Annotated in this window: 12 protein-coding genes; 5 read left to right on the top strand and 7 right to left on the bottom strand. The window is 71.0% G+C overall.

Going from position 1 to position 17,757, the window contains the following annotated elements; translation table 11 throughout:
• Window positions 1-28: 28 nt before the first annotated feature.
• The 4 genes from D7X30_RS38610 to D7X30_RS38625 are packed head-to-tail and all read left to right on the top strand — an operon-like array spanning window position 29 to window position 6,746.
• Window positions 29-2,221: a TOMM precursor leader peptide-binding protein gene (locus D7X30_RS38610; protein ID WP_120567991.1), complete on the top strand. Its 2,193-nt coding sequence runs from the start codon at window positions 29-31 to the stop codon at window positions 2,219-2,221.
• A 3-nt stretch (window positions 2,222-2,224) separates the two neighbouring features.
• Complete coding sequence (locus tag D7X30_RS38615) at window positions 2,225-4,177, top strand: radical SAM protein (protein ID WP_120567992.1); 1,953 nt, start codon at window positions 2,225-2,227, stop codon at window positions 4,175-4,177.
• A 3-nt stretch (window positions 4,178-4,180) separates the two neighbouring features.
• On the top strand, window positions 4,181-5,338 hold the full coding sequence (locus tag D7X30_RS38620) for an amidohydrolase family protein (protein WP_120567993.1): 1,158 nt from the start codon (window positions 4,181-4,183) through the stop codon (window positions 5,336-5,338).
• 10 nt (window positions 5,339-5,348) lie between these two features.
• Window positions 5,349-6,746 (top strand): SagB family peptide dehydrogenase, encoded by a 1,398-nt coding sequence (locus tag D7X30_RS38625; protein WP_120567994.1) that lies wholly within the window; start codon window positions 5,349-5,351, stop codon window positions 6,744-6,746.
• Window positions 6,747-6,762: 16 nt separating this feature from the next.
• Here the strand turns inward: D7X30_RS38625 and D7X30_RS38630 are convergent, their stop codons facing one another.
• Genes D7X30_RS38630 through cysD form a run of 6 tightly spaced genes read right to left on the bottom strand, consistent with a single transcriptional unit; the run spans window position 6,763 to window position 15,865 of the window.
• Window positions 6,763-7,176 (bottom strand): BMA_0021/BMA_0022 family TOMM bacteriocin, encoded by a 414-nt coding sequence (locus D7X30_RS38630; protein WP_158619464.1) that lies wholly within the window; start codon window positions 7,174-7,176, stop codon window positions 6,763-6,765.
• Between the two features lies 1 nt (window position 7,177).
• Window positions 7,178-11,269, bottom strand: a complete 4,092-nt coding sequence (locus tag D7X30_RS38635) for a TOMM system kinase/cyclase fusion protein (protein WP_233592075.1) — start codon at window positions 11,267-11,269, stop codon at window positions 7,178-7,180.
• Between the two features lie 8 nt (window positions 11,270-11,277).
• The gene (locus D7X30_RS38640) at window positions 11,278-13,065 is read right to left on the bottom strand and encodes an FHA domain-containing protein (RefSeq protein ID WP_120567997.1); all 1,788 of its coding nucleotides are present in this window, start codon (window positions 13,063-13,065) and stop codon (window positions 11,278-11,280) included.
• A 58-nt stretch (window positions 13,066-13,123) separates the two neighbouring features.
• Window positions 13,124-13,684, bottom strand: a complete 561-nt coding sequence (cysC, locus tag D7X30_RS38645; protein WP_120567998.1) for an adenylyl-sulfate kinase — start codon at window positions 13,682-13,684, stop codon at window positions 13,124-13,126.
• A 10-nt stretch (window positions 13,685-13,694) separates the two neighbouring features.
• Window positions 13,695-14,960: a sulfate adenylyltransferase subunit 1 gene (locus D7X30_RS38650; RefSeq protein WP_120567999.1), complete on the bottom strand. Its 1,266-nt coding sequence runs from the start codon at window positions 14,958-14,960 to the stop codon at window positions 13,695-13,697.
• On the bottom strand, window positions 14,960-15,865 hold the full coding sequence (gene cysD / locus D7X30_RS38655) for a sulfate adenylyltransferase subunit CysD (protein WP_120568000.1): 906 nt from the start codon (window positions 15,863-15,865) through the stop codon (window positions 14,960-14,962). Before cysD ends, D7X30_RS38650 begins: the two co-directional genes overlap by 1 nt.
• Window positions 15,866-16,100: 235 nt before the next feature.
• On the opposite strand from cysD, the gene D7X30_RS38660 reads away from it, so the two are divergent.
• Complete coding sequence (locus tag D7X30_RS38660; protein ID WP_120568001.1) at window positions 16,101-16,877, top strand: thioesterase II family protein; 777 nt, start codon at window positions 16,101-16,103, stop codon at window positions 16,875-16,877.
• On the opposite strand, the gene D7X30_RS38665 is transcribed toward D7X30_RS38660, so the two are convergent.
• The gene (locus D7X30_RS38665) at window positions 16,874-17,656 is read right to left on the bottom strand and encodes a 4'-phosphopantetheinyl transferase superfamily protein (protein ID WP_120568002.1); all 783 of its coding nucleotides are present in this window, start codon (window positions 17,654-17,656) and stop codon (window positions 16,874-16,876) included. The genes D7X30_RS38660 and D7X30_RS38665 overlap by 4 nt on opposite strands.
• Window positions 17,657-17,757: the final 101 nt, after the last annotated feature.

Raw genomic sequence — 17,757 nt, forward strand, 5'->3', positions numbered from 1 at the left:
GCTACCGGGTAGGCTCGCCCGCCTGCCCATGGACCGAGTCCTCCGCATCAAGCCCCACCTGCGCGCCGAGGTGCTCGACGCGCGACGCGTGTTCCTCGTCGGGGAGCGCGCCCAGTTCCTGCTGGAGGGGGAGCTGCACGCGAGCATCGTGCCCCTGCTGGATGGCGAGCGCACCGTGGAGAACGTCATCGCCGCGCTGGCGGGACGGGCCTCCGCGCCGGAGGTGCTCTACGCGCTGTCGCTCCTGGAGGAGCGCGGACACGTGGAGGAGGCACACGACGTCTTCGACGCCAGCGTCGCCGGCTTCTGGGAGTCGCTGGGCGTGGGCGCGGCCACCGCGGCCGGTCGGCTGTTGGACGTGTCCGTCTCCGTGCACGCGGTGGACGGCGAGGATGGCGAGGGTCTGGCGGAGGCGCTGCGCGACACCGGCCTGGACGTGCGCGACGACGCCGACCGCCGCGTGCTGCTGGTGGACGACTACCTGTCGACCGAAGCGCTCGCGCTGGCCCAGGAGGCCCGGAGCGCGGGCGCCGCGTTCCTCCCGCTGAAGGTGTCCGGCACCGCGTGCCATGCGGGCCCGGTGGTGGACTCCGGCGAGCGCGCCTGCTGGACGTGCCTCACTGCGCGGCTGTTGGACAACCGCCCCATCGAGAAGTACCTCGCGCGCAAGGGCACCCCGCCGCGCGCCATCCGCCCACCGCGCACGGGGCTGCCCACCACCGCGAAGGCGGGGCTGTCCTTCGCGGCGACGCTCGTGGCCCGCTGGGTGGTGGACGGGCCCGGGGGCCCGGGACAGACGCGGCTGTGGACGCTGGACTTCGCCACCTGGAAGCTGGAGTCGCACGCGGTGGCGCGGCGTCCGCAGTGCCCGGATTGCGGCGACCCCCACTGGATGGAGGCGCGCGCGAAGAAGCCCCTGGAGCTGGCCTCGCGCTCCAAGCGCTTCACCGACGACGGGGGCCACCGCATCCTCACGCCCGAGCAGACCTGGGAGCGCCACCGCCACCTCATCAGCCCGGTGACGGGTGTGGTGAGCGACCTGCGCGCGGTGCCGGGCGACGCCCCGCTGGGCCACATCCACTCCGCCGTCTTCCGCGTGTGCCCGTGGACGGACGCGCCGGCCTCCGACGACTTCCACCGCGTGGCCAGCGGCAAGGGCCGCACGGAGGCCCAGGCCCGCGCGGGCGCGCTGTGTGAAGCGCTGGAGCGCTACAGCGCGGTGTTCCAGGGCGACGAGCCCCGAGTCCACGCCACGGCGTCCCAGCTGGGCGCGCAGGCCGTGCACCCGGACATGCTCCAGCACTTCAGCGCCGCGCAGTTCCAGGCCCGGCCCGAAAGCGCGAGCCGCGACATGCGCACCGCGGTGCCCCGTCCGTACGCGGATCAACCCATGGACTGGAGCCCCGCGTACTCACTCACGCACGGGGTCCACAAGTACGTGCCCACGTCGTTCGCGTACCTCTTCGCGCCCACGTCCCCGCTCGGAGACGGGCCGTTCTGCTTCTTCAACTCCAACGGGAACGCCGCGGGCAACTGCGTGGAGGAGGCCATCCTCCAGGGCTTCCTGGAGCTGGTGGAGCGCGATGCGGTGGCGCTCTGGTGGTACAACCGCCTGCGCCGTCCGCGCGTGGACCTGCGCTCCTTCGACGAGCCGTGGTTCGCGTCCGTAAGCGCGCACTACCAGTCGCTCGGCCTCACGTTGTCGGTGTTGGACCTCACGCACGACCTGGGCATCCCGGTGTTCGCCGCGCTCGTGTGGTCGCCGGAGCGCGGGCGGGCCTGGGCCGGGTGCGGCTGCCACTTCGACGCGAAGCTCGCCGTGCAGCGCGCGCTCACGGAGGTGGCCCAGTGTTACGACCCGAAGGACGTGGCTCCGTCCCCCTGGGACGCCAGCGCGCACGGCGACGTCAGCTGGCTCTTCCCCAACGACCTGGTCCCCGCGCGCGTCCGCGCAGACTTCCCACACGTGGGGCACAACGACCTGCGGGACGACGTGCGCGAGTGCGTGGCCCGGGCCTCGAGCGTGGGGCTGGAGACGCTGGTGGTGGAGCAATCACGGCCCGACGTGGGCGTATCCGCGGTGAAGGTCATCGTCCCGGGGCTGCGCCACTTCTGGCCGCGGCTGGGCCCCGGACGGCTGTATGACGTCCCCGTGAGAATGGGGTGGCTGAAGGCCCCGAAGACCGAAGCGCAGCTCAACCCCGTGCCCTTCTACTTCTGAGCGATGGCGCCGCCTCCCGACCCCAAGCCTCGCATCCTCCTGGTCCAGTGCGGCCCCGACCGGCGCCACGTGGACCGGGAGACGGAGGACTTCGATCCCGAGCGAGGCCTGGTGAAGCGCGCGACGATGACGCCGCTGGCCTGCGCGACGCTCGCGGCGCTCACGCCGGACGCCTTCACCGTGGACATCTGGGACGAGGAGCTGCACGGCCAGCTGCGCGCGGACACGGAGCTTCCGGACTACGACATCGTCGGCGTGTCGGTGATGTACTCCGCCCTCACCTACCAGGCGCGCTTCCTCGGCGGGCACTTCCGCGACCGGGGCGCCACCGTGGTCGCGGGCGGCCCCGCCATCTCCGCCGCGCCGGAGGACTACCGGGGCTTCTTCGACGCCCTCTTCGTCAACGAGGCGGAGCGCACCTGGCCGCGCTTCCTCGCGGACTGGCTCGGGGGCGAGTACGCGCCCGAGTACCGTCAGCTCGACAAGCCCTCGCTGAACGAAAGCCCCCTGCCCCGCTGGGACGCCATCGAGGCGGACCTCCCGCGCTACGCGTGGGGCTCCGTGCAGACCACGCGCGGCTGTCCGTTCGACTGCTCCTTCTGCGACGTCATCTACCTGTACGGCCGCAAGCAGCGGCACAAGCCCGTGGAGCAAGTGCTGGACGAGGTGCGCGCCCACGCGGCGCTCGGGGCGGAGGGCGTCTTCTTCGCGGACGACGAGTTCATCGGTGACGCGGCGTACGCGAAGGAGGTGCTCGCGGGGCTGGTGCCCCTCAACCGCGCACTGCCCCGTCCGCTGCGCTTCTTCACCCAGGTGACGATGAACCTGAGCCGCGACGCCGCGCTGCTGGAAGGCATGGCGGACGCCAACTTCTACACCATCGTCCTGGGCATCGAGTCCTTCGACACCGGCGCGCTCAAGGAAGCGCAGAAGCACCAGAACGTGCGCGCGGACCTCGTGGGCGACCTCTTGCACATCCAGGCGCACGGCATCGGGCCCCGGGGCAGCTTCATCGTCGGGTTCGACCACGACACGCCCGCGGTCTTCGACTCGCTGCACGCGAACATCCAGCGCACGCACCTGCCCTGGGTGGTGGTGGCGCCGCTCCAGGCCCCGCGCGGCACGAAGCTGTGGACGCGGCTGCGCGCGGAAGGCCGGCTCGCCACGCCCCGCAGGGCGCACGCGAAGGACCGGGGCGCCATCGTGCTCAACGTGATGCCCCTGGGCATGACGCGGCCCCAGCTGCTCGAAGGCTTCCGCGACCTGGTGGAGCGGCTGTCCACCTGGGACGCCGCCTGCGAGCGCATCCGGGGCTTCATCGCCGGCATCCAGCGCCCGCCCCAGGTGAAGGAGCCCCACTGGCCGGAGGCCGTCACCGACCGCTTCCTGCGCGAGGCCACCACCGCCTGGGCCCTGACGCCGACCGAGCGCCACGCCCTGGGGGACACGCTCGCCCAGGTGCGCCGCACCGCCCCGGCGATGCTGCCGCGCGCGGTGTTCTTCCTCGCGCGCAACCAGAACGAGCGCCGCCGCCATGAGCGCCTCTTCACGGACTTCGACGCGGTGCTGGCCGCCGAGCGCCAGGGGGACCTCGTCCCGGACACGCAGCCCGTCTACGTCCCGCCGGGCTTCGCCACCGCGATGCGCGACGTGTTCCCGGACCTCTTCGTGCGCCTGAGCCGCGACCTGCCAGACCGCCGCGACGTGCCGGAGGCTTCACGCGACGTGCTGGTGGACTTCGTCGCCCGCTGGGGCGAAGGCTTCCAGGCGCTCCAGCCGCAGCACCACGAATTCCTGCGCGAGTTATGCGACCGTGAGGTGGCGGCGCGCGGTGGCCATCCAGGCACGCTGGAGGTCTCCGAGGAGCAGGCCCTGCGCACCCAGGCGCGCCGCACCGGCCTGCTGGAAGCACTGCTCAAGGACGTGCGCGACGAGCTCGCGAGCTGGGGACCCTGACGCATGCGCGACGGCCTTCACATCTTCGACGCGGACCGGCACGTCCTGGAGCCGCTGAGCCTGTGGGCGGAGCAGCTGGAGCCCGGCCTGCGCCGGCACGCGCCTCGCCCGGGACGGCTCCCGGACGAAACGCTGGAGGAGCGCCTGGAGCGGCTGGGGCCCCAGGGCCTCCTGCCCGTGCTGCCCCTGCCGGAAGTGGACGGCAAGCCGCTGTGGAACCACATGCCGGAGAAGGCCTGGCTGGCGTTCTCCGCGCGCTCCTACGCGCAGCTGGGGCGCAATGAACTGCTGCAACGGCCGGACGTGTACCTGGCCCAGATGGATCGCGACGGCGTGGACATGGCGGCGCTCTTCCCCACCTACGCGTTGCTCCTGGAGGGTTTCTCGCCCCTGGAGCCCCACGTGGCCACCGCGTTCGCGTCCGTCTACAACACCTGGCTGCACGGCTTCTGCGCACACCAACCGGAGCGCCTTCGCGGCGTGGGGCTCATCAGCCGGCACCAGCCGGAGGCCATGGTCGCGGAGGTCCGCCGCGTCGCGGGCTTCGGCTGGCGCGCCGTGATGGTGCGCCCCAACCCCATCGGAGGCCGCCTGCTGTCGGACGCCGCCTATGAGCCCTTCTGGTCCGAGTGCGAGAAGCTCTCACTCGCGGTGGTGCTTCACGGCAGCGGCCACGTGTACGTGCCGTCCGCGGGCGCGGACCGCTTCGACACCCGCTTCGCCAACCACGTGTGCGCCCACCCCATGGAGCTGATGATGGGGCTGCTCGCGCTCCTCCAGGGGGGCGTGCTGGAGCGGCACCCGGCCCTGCGCATCGGCGCCATGGAGGCCGGCTGCGGGTGGCTTCCGTACTGGGCGTGGCGTCTGGATGAGGAATATCGCGCTGTAGGTGCAGAGGTCTCCGCCACCATCCGACAGCTCCCTTCCTCGTACCTACGCCAGCACTGCTTCGTTTCCATGGAACCGGACGAACCGTACCTGTCTGACGTGGTGCGACACCTCCCGGAGGACCGATTGGTATTCGGAAGCGATTTCCCCCATCTGGACCACGGCGAGGATGTGCTGGGTGCGATGCTGTCCTTGCGTGACGTGATGACCGAAAGTCGTCTACGAAAGGTTCTCTGGGAAAACCCGACTCGGTTCTACGGTGTGGAACCGTGAGGCCGCACGAATGAGATTGTCGCTCGCCGAAGGTGTGGCGCTGCGTTGCCCCGACGCGGAGGACGCGCGCGTGGAGGGCCCTGGCCGCTCACTGCGGTTGGGCCCGCTGGCCCCCGGTGTGCGCGCCGTCTTCGAGTCGCTCGCGGACGGAGGCATCCATGAGACGGAGGTGCCGGCCGCCGCGGGCTCGGACACGACGCTCGCCTGGTACTGGCTGGACCTGGCCGGAGACGGCGGCCTGCTGTCGTGGACGGTGGAGGAGCGCGGCAACCTGCTCCTGACGCTCACGCCCGCGTCCGCGTCGTTCCTGCGCCACCGCGCGACGTTCGACGCGGCCCAGCCGCTGCAGCTGTCTCGCTTCGCGCACACGCGCATGGCGGAGGGCCGCGCGGTGCTGGACTGCCCCACGGTGCACGCCACCGCGGCGCTGCATGACCGGCGCGTGGTGTCGCTGCTCTTCGACATGGCCCGCCCCACGCTCCTGGCGCGGCTCAACCAGTTCAACACCGGCATCGAGTCCTTCACGCTGCGCGAGCTGGTGCGCCTGCTGGCGGAGACGGGCATCCTGGTCCCCAACGGCCTGGACGTGCCGGCGTCGGAGGAGACGCAGACAGCGCTCAAGCAGTGGGAGCCGCACGACCTGCTCTTCCACCTGCGCTCGCGCGGCTGGGGCCACCAGACGCGCGCGGGGGCCACCTACCGCTTCCGTGGCGAGCTGCCCAACCCGCCCGCCCTCAAGCCCACCGTGACCGAAGAGGTCGTGGAGCTGTACCGGCCGGACCTGGAGGCGCTGCGCGCGGGCGGCGACCGCTCCTTCACGGAGGTGCTGGAGGACCGCCGCAGCCTGCGAGGCCGGGGCGCCACACCGCTCACCGTGAAGCAGCTGGGCGAGCTGCTCTTCCGCGCCGCGCGCGTGCGCGACGTGCGCACCACGCAGGACGGCGAAATCACCGACCGGCCCTACCCCGGCGCGGGCGCGGCGTACGCGCTGGAGCTCTACCCCATGGTGGGCGAGTGCCAGGGCCTGGCCCCGGGCGCCTACCACTACGATCCGCTGGGCCACCGGCTGGAGAAGCTGAGCGGCCCCACGCCGGAGTTCCACGCGCTGCTGGACGAAGCCCGCTCGTCGGTGGAGCCCTTCGAGCTGCCAGAGGTGCTGATGGTGGTGGCCGCGCGCGTGCCCCGGCTCGCGTGGAAGTACGAGACGCTGGCGTACTCACTGGTGCTGCAGGACACGGGAGCGCTGGTGCAGACGCTCTACCTGGTGTCCACCGCGCTGGGACTGCGGCCCTACGCGCTGGGCCGGAGCGATCCGGACTTCTTCCAGCGCGTGGCGGGCGTGGACGGCTTCGGCGAGGCCAGCGTGGGCGCCTTCGCGGTGTCGGGGGGCGAGTCTCCGGACCGCTGAGCGCCCCCCGCGCCGTTCAGCAGCAGGGGCTGCCGCAGCAGTGCGAGCGGCCGTAGGTGTCAGTGAGGCTGGAGAGCGCCACGGCGTGGTCCGCCACGTCGGCCGGCTTCTTCGGCAGGTGCAGCTCCACCTCCGCGTTGTTCACCTTCCAGGTGCCGTCCGACGCCGCGTCCTTCGCGGTGGAGGGGACGACCTTCAGGTGGATGCTCGCGGGCAGGTCGAAGTCGAAGCGCTTCTTGAGGGCCTGACGGGGGTCCTTCTGGAGGGCCGCCTCGAACTCGGGCTCCTTCCACGCCAGCGCGACGGCGCGCATCCACACGGCCTGCCAGTCATTCACCGAGGCCTTGGCCTCCGGGCCCCGCGTGGGCTTGCGCGCCACCGGACGGGCACGTGCGGGCGCGGCCTTCGACTCCGGCTTCTTCTTGCTCATGTCAGCGTTCTCCTCCCAGCGCATCCAACAACGCGCGGGCCTCCGAGACGGGCGGCGTCCCCCATCCTTCGGAGAACGTACTGTAGACCGTTTGCAGCCGTTGCCGGGCTTCTTCCTGTCGCCCGGATGCTTGGAGCACCCGCGCCAGGGCGGTGACGGCCTGCAGCTCCCGCATCCGCGCGCCCTGTGCGTGTGCCACCTCCGCCGCCTGCCGGAAGCACGTCTCCGCGGAGAGTGCAGTGTTTCCATCCCGCTGCAGCAGCACCCGTCCCTTGACGTGAAGCATCTTGGACTCGTGGTACGCCTCGCCCAGGGCCTGCGCGCGCTGCCGGCCGCGCTCCACGGAGGCGAGCGCCGCCTCCACGTGGCCCAGCTCCAGCTCCAGCTCCGCGAGCATGGCGTAGTACGCCGGCTGGTCCATCTCCGTGCCGAAGGCCTCGCGCAGCGCGATGCTGCGACGCATCACCTCCAGGTCCTTCACGGCCCACGCGCGCAGGATGCCCACGTAGGCGGACTGCTCCAGCAGGCCGTAGCGGTGGGACAGCTCCGCGTGCTGGGAGATGAGCTGGAGCGCCTCCGTCCGGTCGCCGTGCTCCTGGGCAATCAGCAGCAGGTAGATGAACGACAGGCCGATGCTGGTGCCGTGGTTCAGCTCGCGGCCCCACGCCACCGCGGCCTCGCCGTGCGCCTTCGCCTGGTCCGGGAAGCCGAGCAGCCACATCCCCCGGCACAGCACGGACTCACCGCCCACGCGCGTGTCCTGTCCATAGAGGATGCGGTGCATCCGGTGCGCGACCGGGTCGAACAGCGACAGGCACCGGTCCGCCTTCGCCTTCGCCTCGCCCAGGCGGCCTTCCAGCAGCTCGATGTTGGAGAGGATGGTGAGCGCCACCGCCTCCTGGCCCGCGTCCCCGTTCCGCTGCGCCAGCGCCACCAGGCGGTCCAGCAATCCGCGCACCCGGCGCTGATCACCTCCCAGGTGGTAGAAGATGGAGAGGACCCACAGCGTCGGTGCGGCGTAAGGGCTCTCCCCCACCGTGAAGAGCAGCTCCAGCGAGCGCTCGGCCACGTTGCGCAGGTCCTGTGAGCGCCAGCCCTGCGTGGACATCAGCGCCGGCGCGAGCACGCCGTTGAGGCTCAGCTCCAGCTGCGCGCGCTCCACCGGGTCGTCGATGGCGTCCAGCCACGACAGGCCCAGCCGGGCGAAGAGGATGGCCTCCAGGTAGGCGGAGCGCACCAGCGCGGCGAACGCGGCCTTCTGCGCGTAGAGGATGGCCTTGCGCTTCAGGTTCGCTGCGGCCCAGTGGTGCGCGAGCAGATCCGGCCGCGACTCCACCTGTTCCTGGAAGTGCGCCTCCATCGCCTCCGCCGTCTTCGCGTGCATCTGCTGGCGGTACCGCTTGAGCATGGAGTCGTACGCCGCGTCCCGCACCAGCGCGTGCTTGAAGAGGTACACGGGCCCCTTCGGCCGGCGCTTGCGGTGCAAGAGCCCCGAGCCCACCAGCCGCTCCAGGTCCGCCTCCAGCGCCTCGGGCGTCAGCGGGCTTACGTGGCGCAGGAGCTCATGCGTCAGCTCGCGGCCCAGCACGGAGGCGATCTGCGCGGTCTCCTTGGCGCGGCCCAGCCGGTCCAGGCGAGCGACGAGCAAGTCCCGCAGCGTGCCCGGCACCGAGGGGCCCGCCTTGCTAGCCTCCAACGCGAAGCGGCCCTCACGCTCCACCAGCGCGCCGGACTCGCGCATCGTGCGCACCAGCTCCTCCACGAACAGCGGGATGCCGTCCGTGCGCGTGGCGATCTCCTCCAACGCCTCTGGCGAGAGCGGGCCTCCCACGGCGGCGGTGGCCAGCCGCTCCACCTCCGCGCGAGCCAGCGCGCCCAGCTGCACCTGCGTCACCGCCGACGCGGCCCAGGGCGGCTCCAGCTCCGGCCGCGCGCTGAACACGGCGAGCAGGCGCGACGAGGACACCTCCTCCACCAGCGTCTTGAGCAGCTCCAGCGTGGACGGGTCCGCCCAGTGCAGGTCCTCCAGCGCCAGCACCACGGGCTGGCGCTCCGCCATCGCGGCGAGGAACGCGAGCAGCGCGTTGCGCGTGAGCTCCCGGTGCTTCAAGGGTGACACGTCCAGCGGCGCCCAGCGCTCCGGCGGCAGCGGCAGGGACAGCAGCGACGCGAACAGGGGCAGCGTCTCCGGCAGCTCGAAGCTGTAGCCGGACAGCAGCGCCTCCAGGCCCGTCAGCCGGCCCTCCGGAGGCAGGTCGCGGTTCGGGTCCAGCATCCGCGTGAGCAGGTCCACCACGGGGGCATACGCCTGTCCGGAGCTGTCCTCCGTGCAGCGGGACTCCAGCCACGTGTGGGGCTCCGCTCCCAGCCGGTCTCCCAGCTCGCGCATGAGGCGCGACTTGCCGATGCCCGGCTCGCCCGAAATCAGCACCACCTGCCCCTGCCCCGAGCGCGCCTGCTCCCAGCGCGACAGCACCAGGTCCAGCTCGCGCGAGCGGCCCACCAGCGTGAGCGCGTCGTCTGTGCCGCTCCACATCGCGTCCGCGCCCTGGAGCACGAACGTCTCCAGCCCCGGGGGCAACAGCTCGCTCGGGGACGCGGGCGCGGGCTCCAACGGGAAGTGCTTGCGCACCAGCTGCTGCGTGTCGCCCGTGACGAGGATGGCGCCCGAAGGCGCGGAGGTGGACAGCCGGAAGGCCAGCTTCGGCGTGGTGCCCACCACGAAGCCCAGGCCGGAGAGCGTGGGGTCCCGCTGCTCGCGCGACACCACCAGGCCCGTGTGCAGGCCCACGCGGATCTCCACCCGCGTGCCGCGCTCGGCCTCGATGGCACGGCCGCGCCGCTTCACCTCCGCCACCATGTCCAGCGCCGCCTGCGCCGCGCGCCGCGCGTCGTCCTCCCGCGCCGCCGGATAGCCGAAGTAGAAGAGGACGATGTCGCCCAGCGCGCTGGCGATGTGGCCGTTGTAGCGCCGGGCGATCTCGATGCAGACCTCCTGCTGGGCGCCCAGCACGTGATCCAACTCCTCGATGTCCACCGGCCCCGGCGCGGTCTGCGTCGCGGACAGCGTGCAGCACACCACCGTCAGCTGGCGGCGCTCGCCCTCCGCCCACCGGCGCGAGCGCGTGGACAGGGCGTTGGGCGTGCGGCTGGACACCTCCACCGTCGCCGTCTCGGCGTTGGGGGCGGCGGGCTGGATGCGCACGGGCGCGGGCCGGCGCGGCAGGTTGGACACGTCCACCGCCTCCAGCTGGCGCAGCAGCACCTCCGCGGACACGGTGCGCTGGGACGGGTCCTTCGCGGTGACACGCTGGAGCAGCTTGCCCAGCGGGTGCGCGGCGATGCCCGGCGGAATGGGCACCGGCTCCGAGGAGAGCTGCTGGAAGATGACCTCCGCGACGGTGGCGCCCTCGAAGATGCGGCGGCCGGTGAGGCACTCCAGGAACACCAGCCCCCACGCGTACAGGTCCGAGCGCGGCGTGGGCGCCTGCCCGCGAAGCTGCTCCGGCGCCGCGTACGACGGCGTGCCCAGCGATTCATTGGTGGACGTGATGCGCGGCTGCGCTTCCGTGCGCGTCAGCTCGTCCGTCACCGAGCCGATGCCGAAGTCCAGCACCAGCGCGTTGCGACGGGCGCCGGTGGGCACGACCATGATGTTCGCGGGCTTCAGGTCGCGGTGCACCACGTTCTGCGCGTGCGCGCACGCCAGCGCGTCCAGCAGCTGGAGCATCAGGTGGCGCGCCTCCACCGGATCCAGCACGCCCTCGTCCGCGAGCACCTGCGCCAGGTTCTTCCCCGGCACGAACTCGAAGATGGAGTAGACGGCGCCGCCCTGCGCACGGCCCGAATCGATGAGCCGCACGATGTTCGGGTGGTGCATCTGCGCGCACAGCTTCATCTCGCGCTCGAAGCGCGCGCTGCGGCGCTCCACGGACTCGGGCGTCGCGCCGTCCGTCAGGCGCAGGAGCTTCACCGCCACGTTCTGGCCGGTGGTCACCTGGCGGGCCTTGTAGACGCGGCCGAAGCCGCCCTCGCCCAGCTCCGACAGGAGTTCGTACCGGCCCTGGAAGGCTTCCAACAGCTGGGGATCCATGGGGTTCTTCATCGCGTTCCCGAGCCTCGCTCCATTGATGGCCGTCCCCCCCGCCTGGGCAGGGTGATGACGAACTCCGTGAACTCACCCGGCACCGTCTCCATGCGGAACGTGCCCTGGTGGCCCTGCACGATGATGTCATGGCTGAGTGACAGCCCCAGCCCCGTCCCCTGCCCCGGCGGCTTCGTGGTGAAGAAGGGGTCGAAGATTCTTCCCGCACTCTCCGAGGGGACGCCCGGCCCGTTGTCGCGCAGCCGGACCTCCACCCCCTCCGGACGCGCGAAGGTGCGGACCTTGAGCACCGGCACGTACGTGGCCCCTTGCGTCTGCCGCTTCTGACGCATGGCGTAGAGCGCGTTGTCCACGACGTTGATGATGACGCGGCCCACGTCCGCGCGGCTCAGTTCCAGCTGTCCCACGGCCGGGTCGTACTCGGCATCCAGGCGGACGGTCAGGGGCTCGCCCCGCATGCCGCCCTGACCCAGCGCGACGCTCTCCGCGACCAGCGCGTTCAGCTCCACCGGTTCGCGTGGACCGGGCGAGCGGCGCGCGTGCTGGAGCATGTTCTGGATGAGCGCGTCCGCGCGGCGGCCGTGCTCGTTGATCTTCCGCACGTTGGTGCGCAGGCACGCGAGCGCCTCATCCACGTCGCGCACGGAGTCCACTGTCAGCCGTTCGCGCTGCGGCTCCAGCACGCCGGCCAGGTCCTCCGTGAGGCCCACGGAGAGGCCGGCGAAGTTGCTGATGAAGTTGAGCGGGTTGCGCAGCTCGTGCGCCATGCCGCCCACCAGCGCCGCGAGCGAGGCCAGCTTCGCGTCCATGATGAGCTGCATGCGCTGCACCGTCTCCTGCTCGATGCGGCGGTAGAGCCGCGCGTTCTCCAGCGCGAGCGCCGCCTGCCCCGCGAACGCGACGAGGAACTCCAGGTCGTCCTCGGAGAAGCTCTTGGGCGTGGAGACGTTGTCCACGTAGAGCACGCCCAGCACCTCGTCGCGGGGCTTGAGCGGCACGCACATGGAGGCGCGGATGGAGCTGAAGATGACGGACTCCGAGGCGCCCAGGCGCGGATCATTCACCGCGTCGGAGAAGAGCGCCGCCACGCTCCGGCGCAGCACGAAGTCCACGATGTTCTGGCTGTAGATGGGCCCGCGCACGGCCGTGCCCTCGGCCGTCTTCGTCACGCGCGGCTCCAGCTTCCCGGTGTCCTCGTCCACCAGCAGGATGACGCCCCGCTCCACGTGGAGGATTTGAAACGCCAGGTCCAGCACCCTACCGGGCAGCGCCTCCAGGTCGTCCGTGACGGACAAGAGCTTCGCCACCTCCTGGAGGATGCGCATCCGCTCGCGGGCGCGCGTGGCCGTGCTGGGGGCCTCCACCTCGGACTTCTCCGAGCCGGACACCGCCTGCACCAGCGTCTTCAGCGGCACGCGGGTGAGCGCGCGCGTGAGCTGGGGGCGGGGTTCGTTGGAAGCTCCGGACGCCGAGCCGGGCGGGCCCGCGGGCACGGCCGGTGGCGCTTCGTGGGTGAGCAGGAAGACGAGCTCGCCCAGCGTCAGCGTGTCGCCGGGGCGCAGCTCCTTGCGGCGGATCTGCACGCCGTTGACGAACGTGCCGTTCTTGCTCTGCAGGTCGGTGACGAAGAAGCGCCCGTCGGAGGGTTCGATGCGGGCGTGCTGGCGCGACAGGCTGCGGTGGGGAATGCAGATGCCCTGGTCGTCCGCGCGGCCAATGGTGATGGGCGCGTCCCCCAGTGGGTAGGACAGCTCATCCGGCTGCCCTGGATTGTAGACGAGCATCGGCACGGCTTGAGACCCCCTCCCGGGTCCCAAGCCTAGCCGAAAAGCGATGGCCGGCTCAGGCGGCGCTCGCGGCCGGAGCCAGCAGCCCCCGGTCCCGCAGCGTGTCGAGGATGCGCTCCACCCCCGCATCCACCGTCTCCGCGTCGGAGCGGACGGTGATTTCCGGGGACTCGGGCGGCTCGTACGGGTCCGACACGCCGGTGAAGTGCGGAATCTCGCCGGCCAGGGCCTTCTTGTAGAGCCCCTTCACGTCGCGGGCGATGAGCGCGTCCAGGCTGGCCTGGACGTAGCACTCCAGGAACGGGATGCCGGCCTGGGTGGCCAGGGCGCGCACCTCGTCCCGGGAGCTCTTGTACGGCGAGATGGCGGCGGTGATGACACCCACCTCGTGCTTGGCCAGCACGCGCGCCACGTAGCCGATGCGCCGGACGTTCTCCTCGCGGTCCGCGCGGCTGAAGCCCAGGCCGCGGGAGAGGTACGTGCGCACCTCGTCCCCATCGAGCAGCTCCACGCGCTGCACGGGCGACAGCTGCCGTGCCACCGCGGTGGACAGCGTGCTCTTGCCCGCGCCGGACATGCCAGTGAACCAGAGGATGAAGCCCGGACGCTGTTGCATCACCACTCCCCTACCTGTCCACGGCGGGGCCGTTGATCATCCCCGCTCCCACGGTGGCGTTGGTGCCTTCGTCCACGAGGATGAAGCTGCCGGTGCTGCGGTTGCGCCGGTACTCGTCGAAGAAGAGCGGCACCGTCGTGCGCAGCGTCACGCGGCCCACCTCGTTGAGCTTCAAGCCTGAGCTCTGCTCGTCGCGGTGCAGGGTGTTGACGTCCAGCCGGTAGTGAAGGTTCTTCACCATGGCGCGCGCCATGCGGGTGGTGTGCTTGATGGCCAGCCGGGACCCGCTGTTGAGCTGCGCCGAGTCCGACAGCCAGCACACCATCGCGTCGATGTCCTGGCTCGCGGTGGGCGGGTTGCCCGGACGGCACAGCATGTCGCCGCGGCTGATGTCCAGCTCCTCCTCCAGCGACACGTTCACCGACATGGGCGGGAACGCCTCCGTCAGCGGCTTGCCGGCCAGCTCCAGCGACTTGATGCGCGTGGTGAAGCCGGACGGCATCACCATCACCTCGTCGCCCGGGCGCATCACGCCGCCCAACAGCTGCCCGGAGTACGCGCGGTAGTCGTGGAACTTCTTCGCGGACGCCGGCCGGATGACACCCTGCACGGGGAAGCGCAGGTGGATGAGATCCCTGTCGGACGCGATGTGCACGTTCTCCAGGTGGTGCAGGAGCGTGGGCCCCTGGTACCAGGGCATCTTCTCCGAGCGCGTCACCACGTTGTCCCCGCCCAGCGCGGAGATGGGGATGAACGACAAGTCGGACACGTCCAGCTTCATGGAGAACTGGCGGAACTCCTCCCGGATGCGGTCGAACACGCCCTGGTCGTAGTCCACCAGGTCCATCTTGTTCACGCACAGCACCAGGTGCGGCACGCGCAAGAGCGACGCGATGAACGCGTGGCGCCGCGTCTGCTCCAGCACGCCCTTGCGCGCGTCCACCAGGATGAGCGCCAGGTCCGCCGTGGACGCGCCCGTCACCATGTTGCGCGTGTACTGCAGGTGTCCGGGCGTGTCCGCGATGATGAACTTGCGCTTCGCCGTGGAGAAGTAGCGGTACGCCACGTCGATGGTGATGCCCTGCTCGCGCTCGGCCTTCAGGCCGTCCAGCAGCAGCGCCAGGTTGACGTACTCGTCGCCCCGGGCGTGGCTCGTGCGCTCCACCGCGGCGAGCTGGTCCTCGAGGATGGACTTCGTGTCGTACAACAGCCGCCCGATGAGGGTGCTCTTGCCGTCATCCACGGAGCCCGCGGTCGCGAATCTCAGCAGTTCCACTAGAAGTATCCCTCGCGCTTGCGGTCTTCCATCGCCGTCTCAGAGAACTTGTCGTCCGCGCGGCTGGCGCCACGCTCCGTCACGCGGGAGGCCGTCACCTCATCGATGACCTGCTCCACGGTGGACGCGGTGGACGGCACGCACGCGGTGCACGTCATGTCGCCCACGGTGCGGAAGCGCACCGTCTCCGTCGTCACCGTCTCGCCGGACATCATGGACATGAAGGGCGACCAGGCCATCAGCATGCCGTCCCGGCGGAACACCTCGCGCCGGTGCGTGTAGTAGATGGACGGCAGCGCCACGTTCTCCCGGCCGATGTACTGCCAGATGTCCAGCTCGGTCCAGTTGGACAGGGGGAAGACGCGCAGGTGCTCACCGCGGCGGTGGCGGCCGTTGTAGAGCGCCCACAGCTCCGGCCGCTGGTTCTTTGGATCCCACTGGCCGAACTCGTCGCGGAAGGAATAGACGCGCTCCTTCGCGCGGGCCTTCTCCTCGTCGCGCCGGGCGCCGCCGAAGACGGCGTTGAAGCCGTTCTTCTCGATGGCCTCCAGGAGCGGCTGCGTCTGCAGGCGGTTGCGGGACGCGCGAGGCCCCTTCTCCTCCGTGACCTTGCCCGCGTCGATGGCCTCCTGCACGGACGCGACGATGAGCCGCGCGCCCAGCTCCGCCACCCGTTCATCGCGATACTGGATGACCTCCGGGAAGTTGTGCCCCGTGTCCACGTGCATCAGCGGAAACGGCAGCGGTGCGGGCCAGAAGGCCTTCACCGCCAGGTGCAACATCACCGCGGAGTCCTTCCCACCGGAGAAGAGCAGCACCGGCCGGTCCAGCTCCGCCGCGACTTCCCGGATGATGAAGATGGACTCGGCTTCCAGCGCCTCAAGATGTGAAAGCTCGTAGCTCACGGACAGGCAAGCTACCACAACCCGTCCCACGCCCAACCGTGGCCTTGAAGGTTTCCGCTTCCGTGAGTGTGAGACACGGCGGATGTGACATGCCGGAGGGGGCGGTGAAACATCGCCGGAGGACCTGCTGGGAGGGATGTTTCACGCCCCCACTCCGGGTGCGTGCCACGAGCTCCCACGCGCCGTGCGGGAGGGGATTTTCGCGCGGGGGGCGCATGGTATAGACGGCCGCGCCATGGCAAGCGCATCCCCTCCCGTCCTCGACCGTTGGTTCCCGTCCCGCAAGCCGCTTCCGGAGCCGCGCCTGCGCCTGTTCTGCCTGCCCTTCGCCGGCGGGAGCGCGGCCATCTACCAGCCCTGGAGCATGGCGCTGCCTACGGGCGTGGAGCTGTGCGCGGTGCAGCTGCCCGGGCGCGAGCGGCGCCTGATGGAGCCGGCGATGAAGTCCCTGCCGGAGCTGATGGACGTGCTGATGCCGGCGCTGACGCCGCTGATGGACCGGCCCTTCGCGCTGTTCGGATACAGCATGGGGGCGCGCATCGGCCTGGAGGTGGCCCGGACGCTGAAGCGCCAGGGCGGCCCGAAGCCGCTGGGCTTCATCGCCGCGGCGGCGCCCCCGCCGTCGCACAACGACCGGGAGCCCATCCACACGCTGGATGATCCGGGCTTCATCGCGAAGCTGCGCGAGTACGACGGCACGCCGGAGGAGGTGCTCCAGCACAAGGAGCTGCTGGAGCTCATCCTCCCCACGCTGCGCGCGGACTTCTCGCTGGCTTGGTCGGAGAACGGCAAGGACACGGCCCCGCTGGACATCCCGCTGTCCGTGTACGCGGGCAAGGCGGACAAGCACGTGGGCCTGGACGTGATGGAGCACTGGCGCGCGGAGTCCACCGCCGACGTGCGCCTCCGCCACTTCGAGGGCGGCCACTTCTTCATCCGGACGCACGGCCCGCCGGTGCTCGCCGCCGTGCGCGAGGACCTGACGCGCTGGATGACGGCCGCGCAGGGTTAGGCCGTCTTGATGACCGGGGCCATGTCCCCGGACAGCGGCACGGTGTGCTGCCAGCGCACCGTGAACGCCCCGCCCCGGGGCCTGCGGAAGGCCACCGCCGCCTGGTGCCGGTCGGACGGCTTGTGCTGCATGAACTGCCACACGTCCGGCAGGTCGTTCATCCGCGGGTCGAAGCGGATGCCGGGCATCTGCCCCGGCACCAGGTCGAAGCCGAACTGATCCAACGGCAGGGACAGGCCCGCGCCGCGCGCCTTGATGTAGGCCTCCTTCAGCGTCCAGTACTCGAAGAAGCGCTCGCGCTGGCGCTCCTTGGGCAGCGAGCGCAGCGCCTGCACCTCCGTCTTCGCGAAGTAGTGGTCGGCGATCTCCACCGTCTCGCCGGGCCGCTCCGCGTCCTCGATGTCCGCGCCCAGGTCCACGTCGCGGCCCACCGCGACCAGCGCCATGCCGTCCGTGTGGCTCAGGTTGAAGCGCAGCCACTGGCCCTCGGGGCCGACGATGGCGGGGCGGCCGTACTCGTTGGGGACGAAGCGCCAGGCCTCCGGCGCGACGGGCGCGTAGCGCGACAGGGTCAGCCGCACCAGCGCATGGGACACCAGGTACTGCCGCTGGTGCCGCTCGAAGTGGAAGCGCCGCTGCCGCTCGCGCTCGCTGGGATCCAACAGGGCCTTGTAGGTCTCCAGGAGGCGCGGGTCGTCGATGCGCTCGGGTTCGACGATCCACACGTGGACCTCGTCGGGGCGCAGGTCGAGGGGCGTGGAGGAAGAGGACACCGTCATGTCGCGCAGGCAATCAGGAACCGCCGCGCCTGTCACGGGGGCTGGTCCGGCCGCTCGGCGGGCGCGTAGGCTTCGCGGCCCCAAGCCCAGGGAGAGACACG

It is taken from the genome of Corallococcus sp. AB011P (assembly GCF_003611605.1).
GTDB lineage: Bacteria > Myxococcota > Myxococcia > Myxococcales > Myxococcaceae > Corallococcus > Corallococcus coralloides.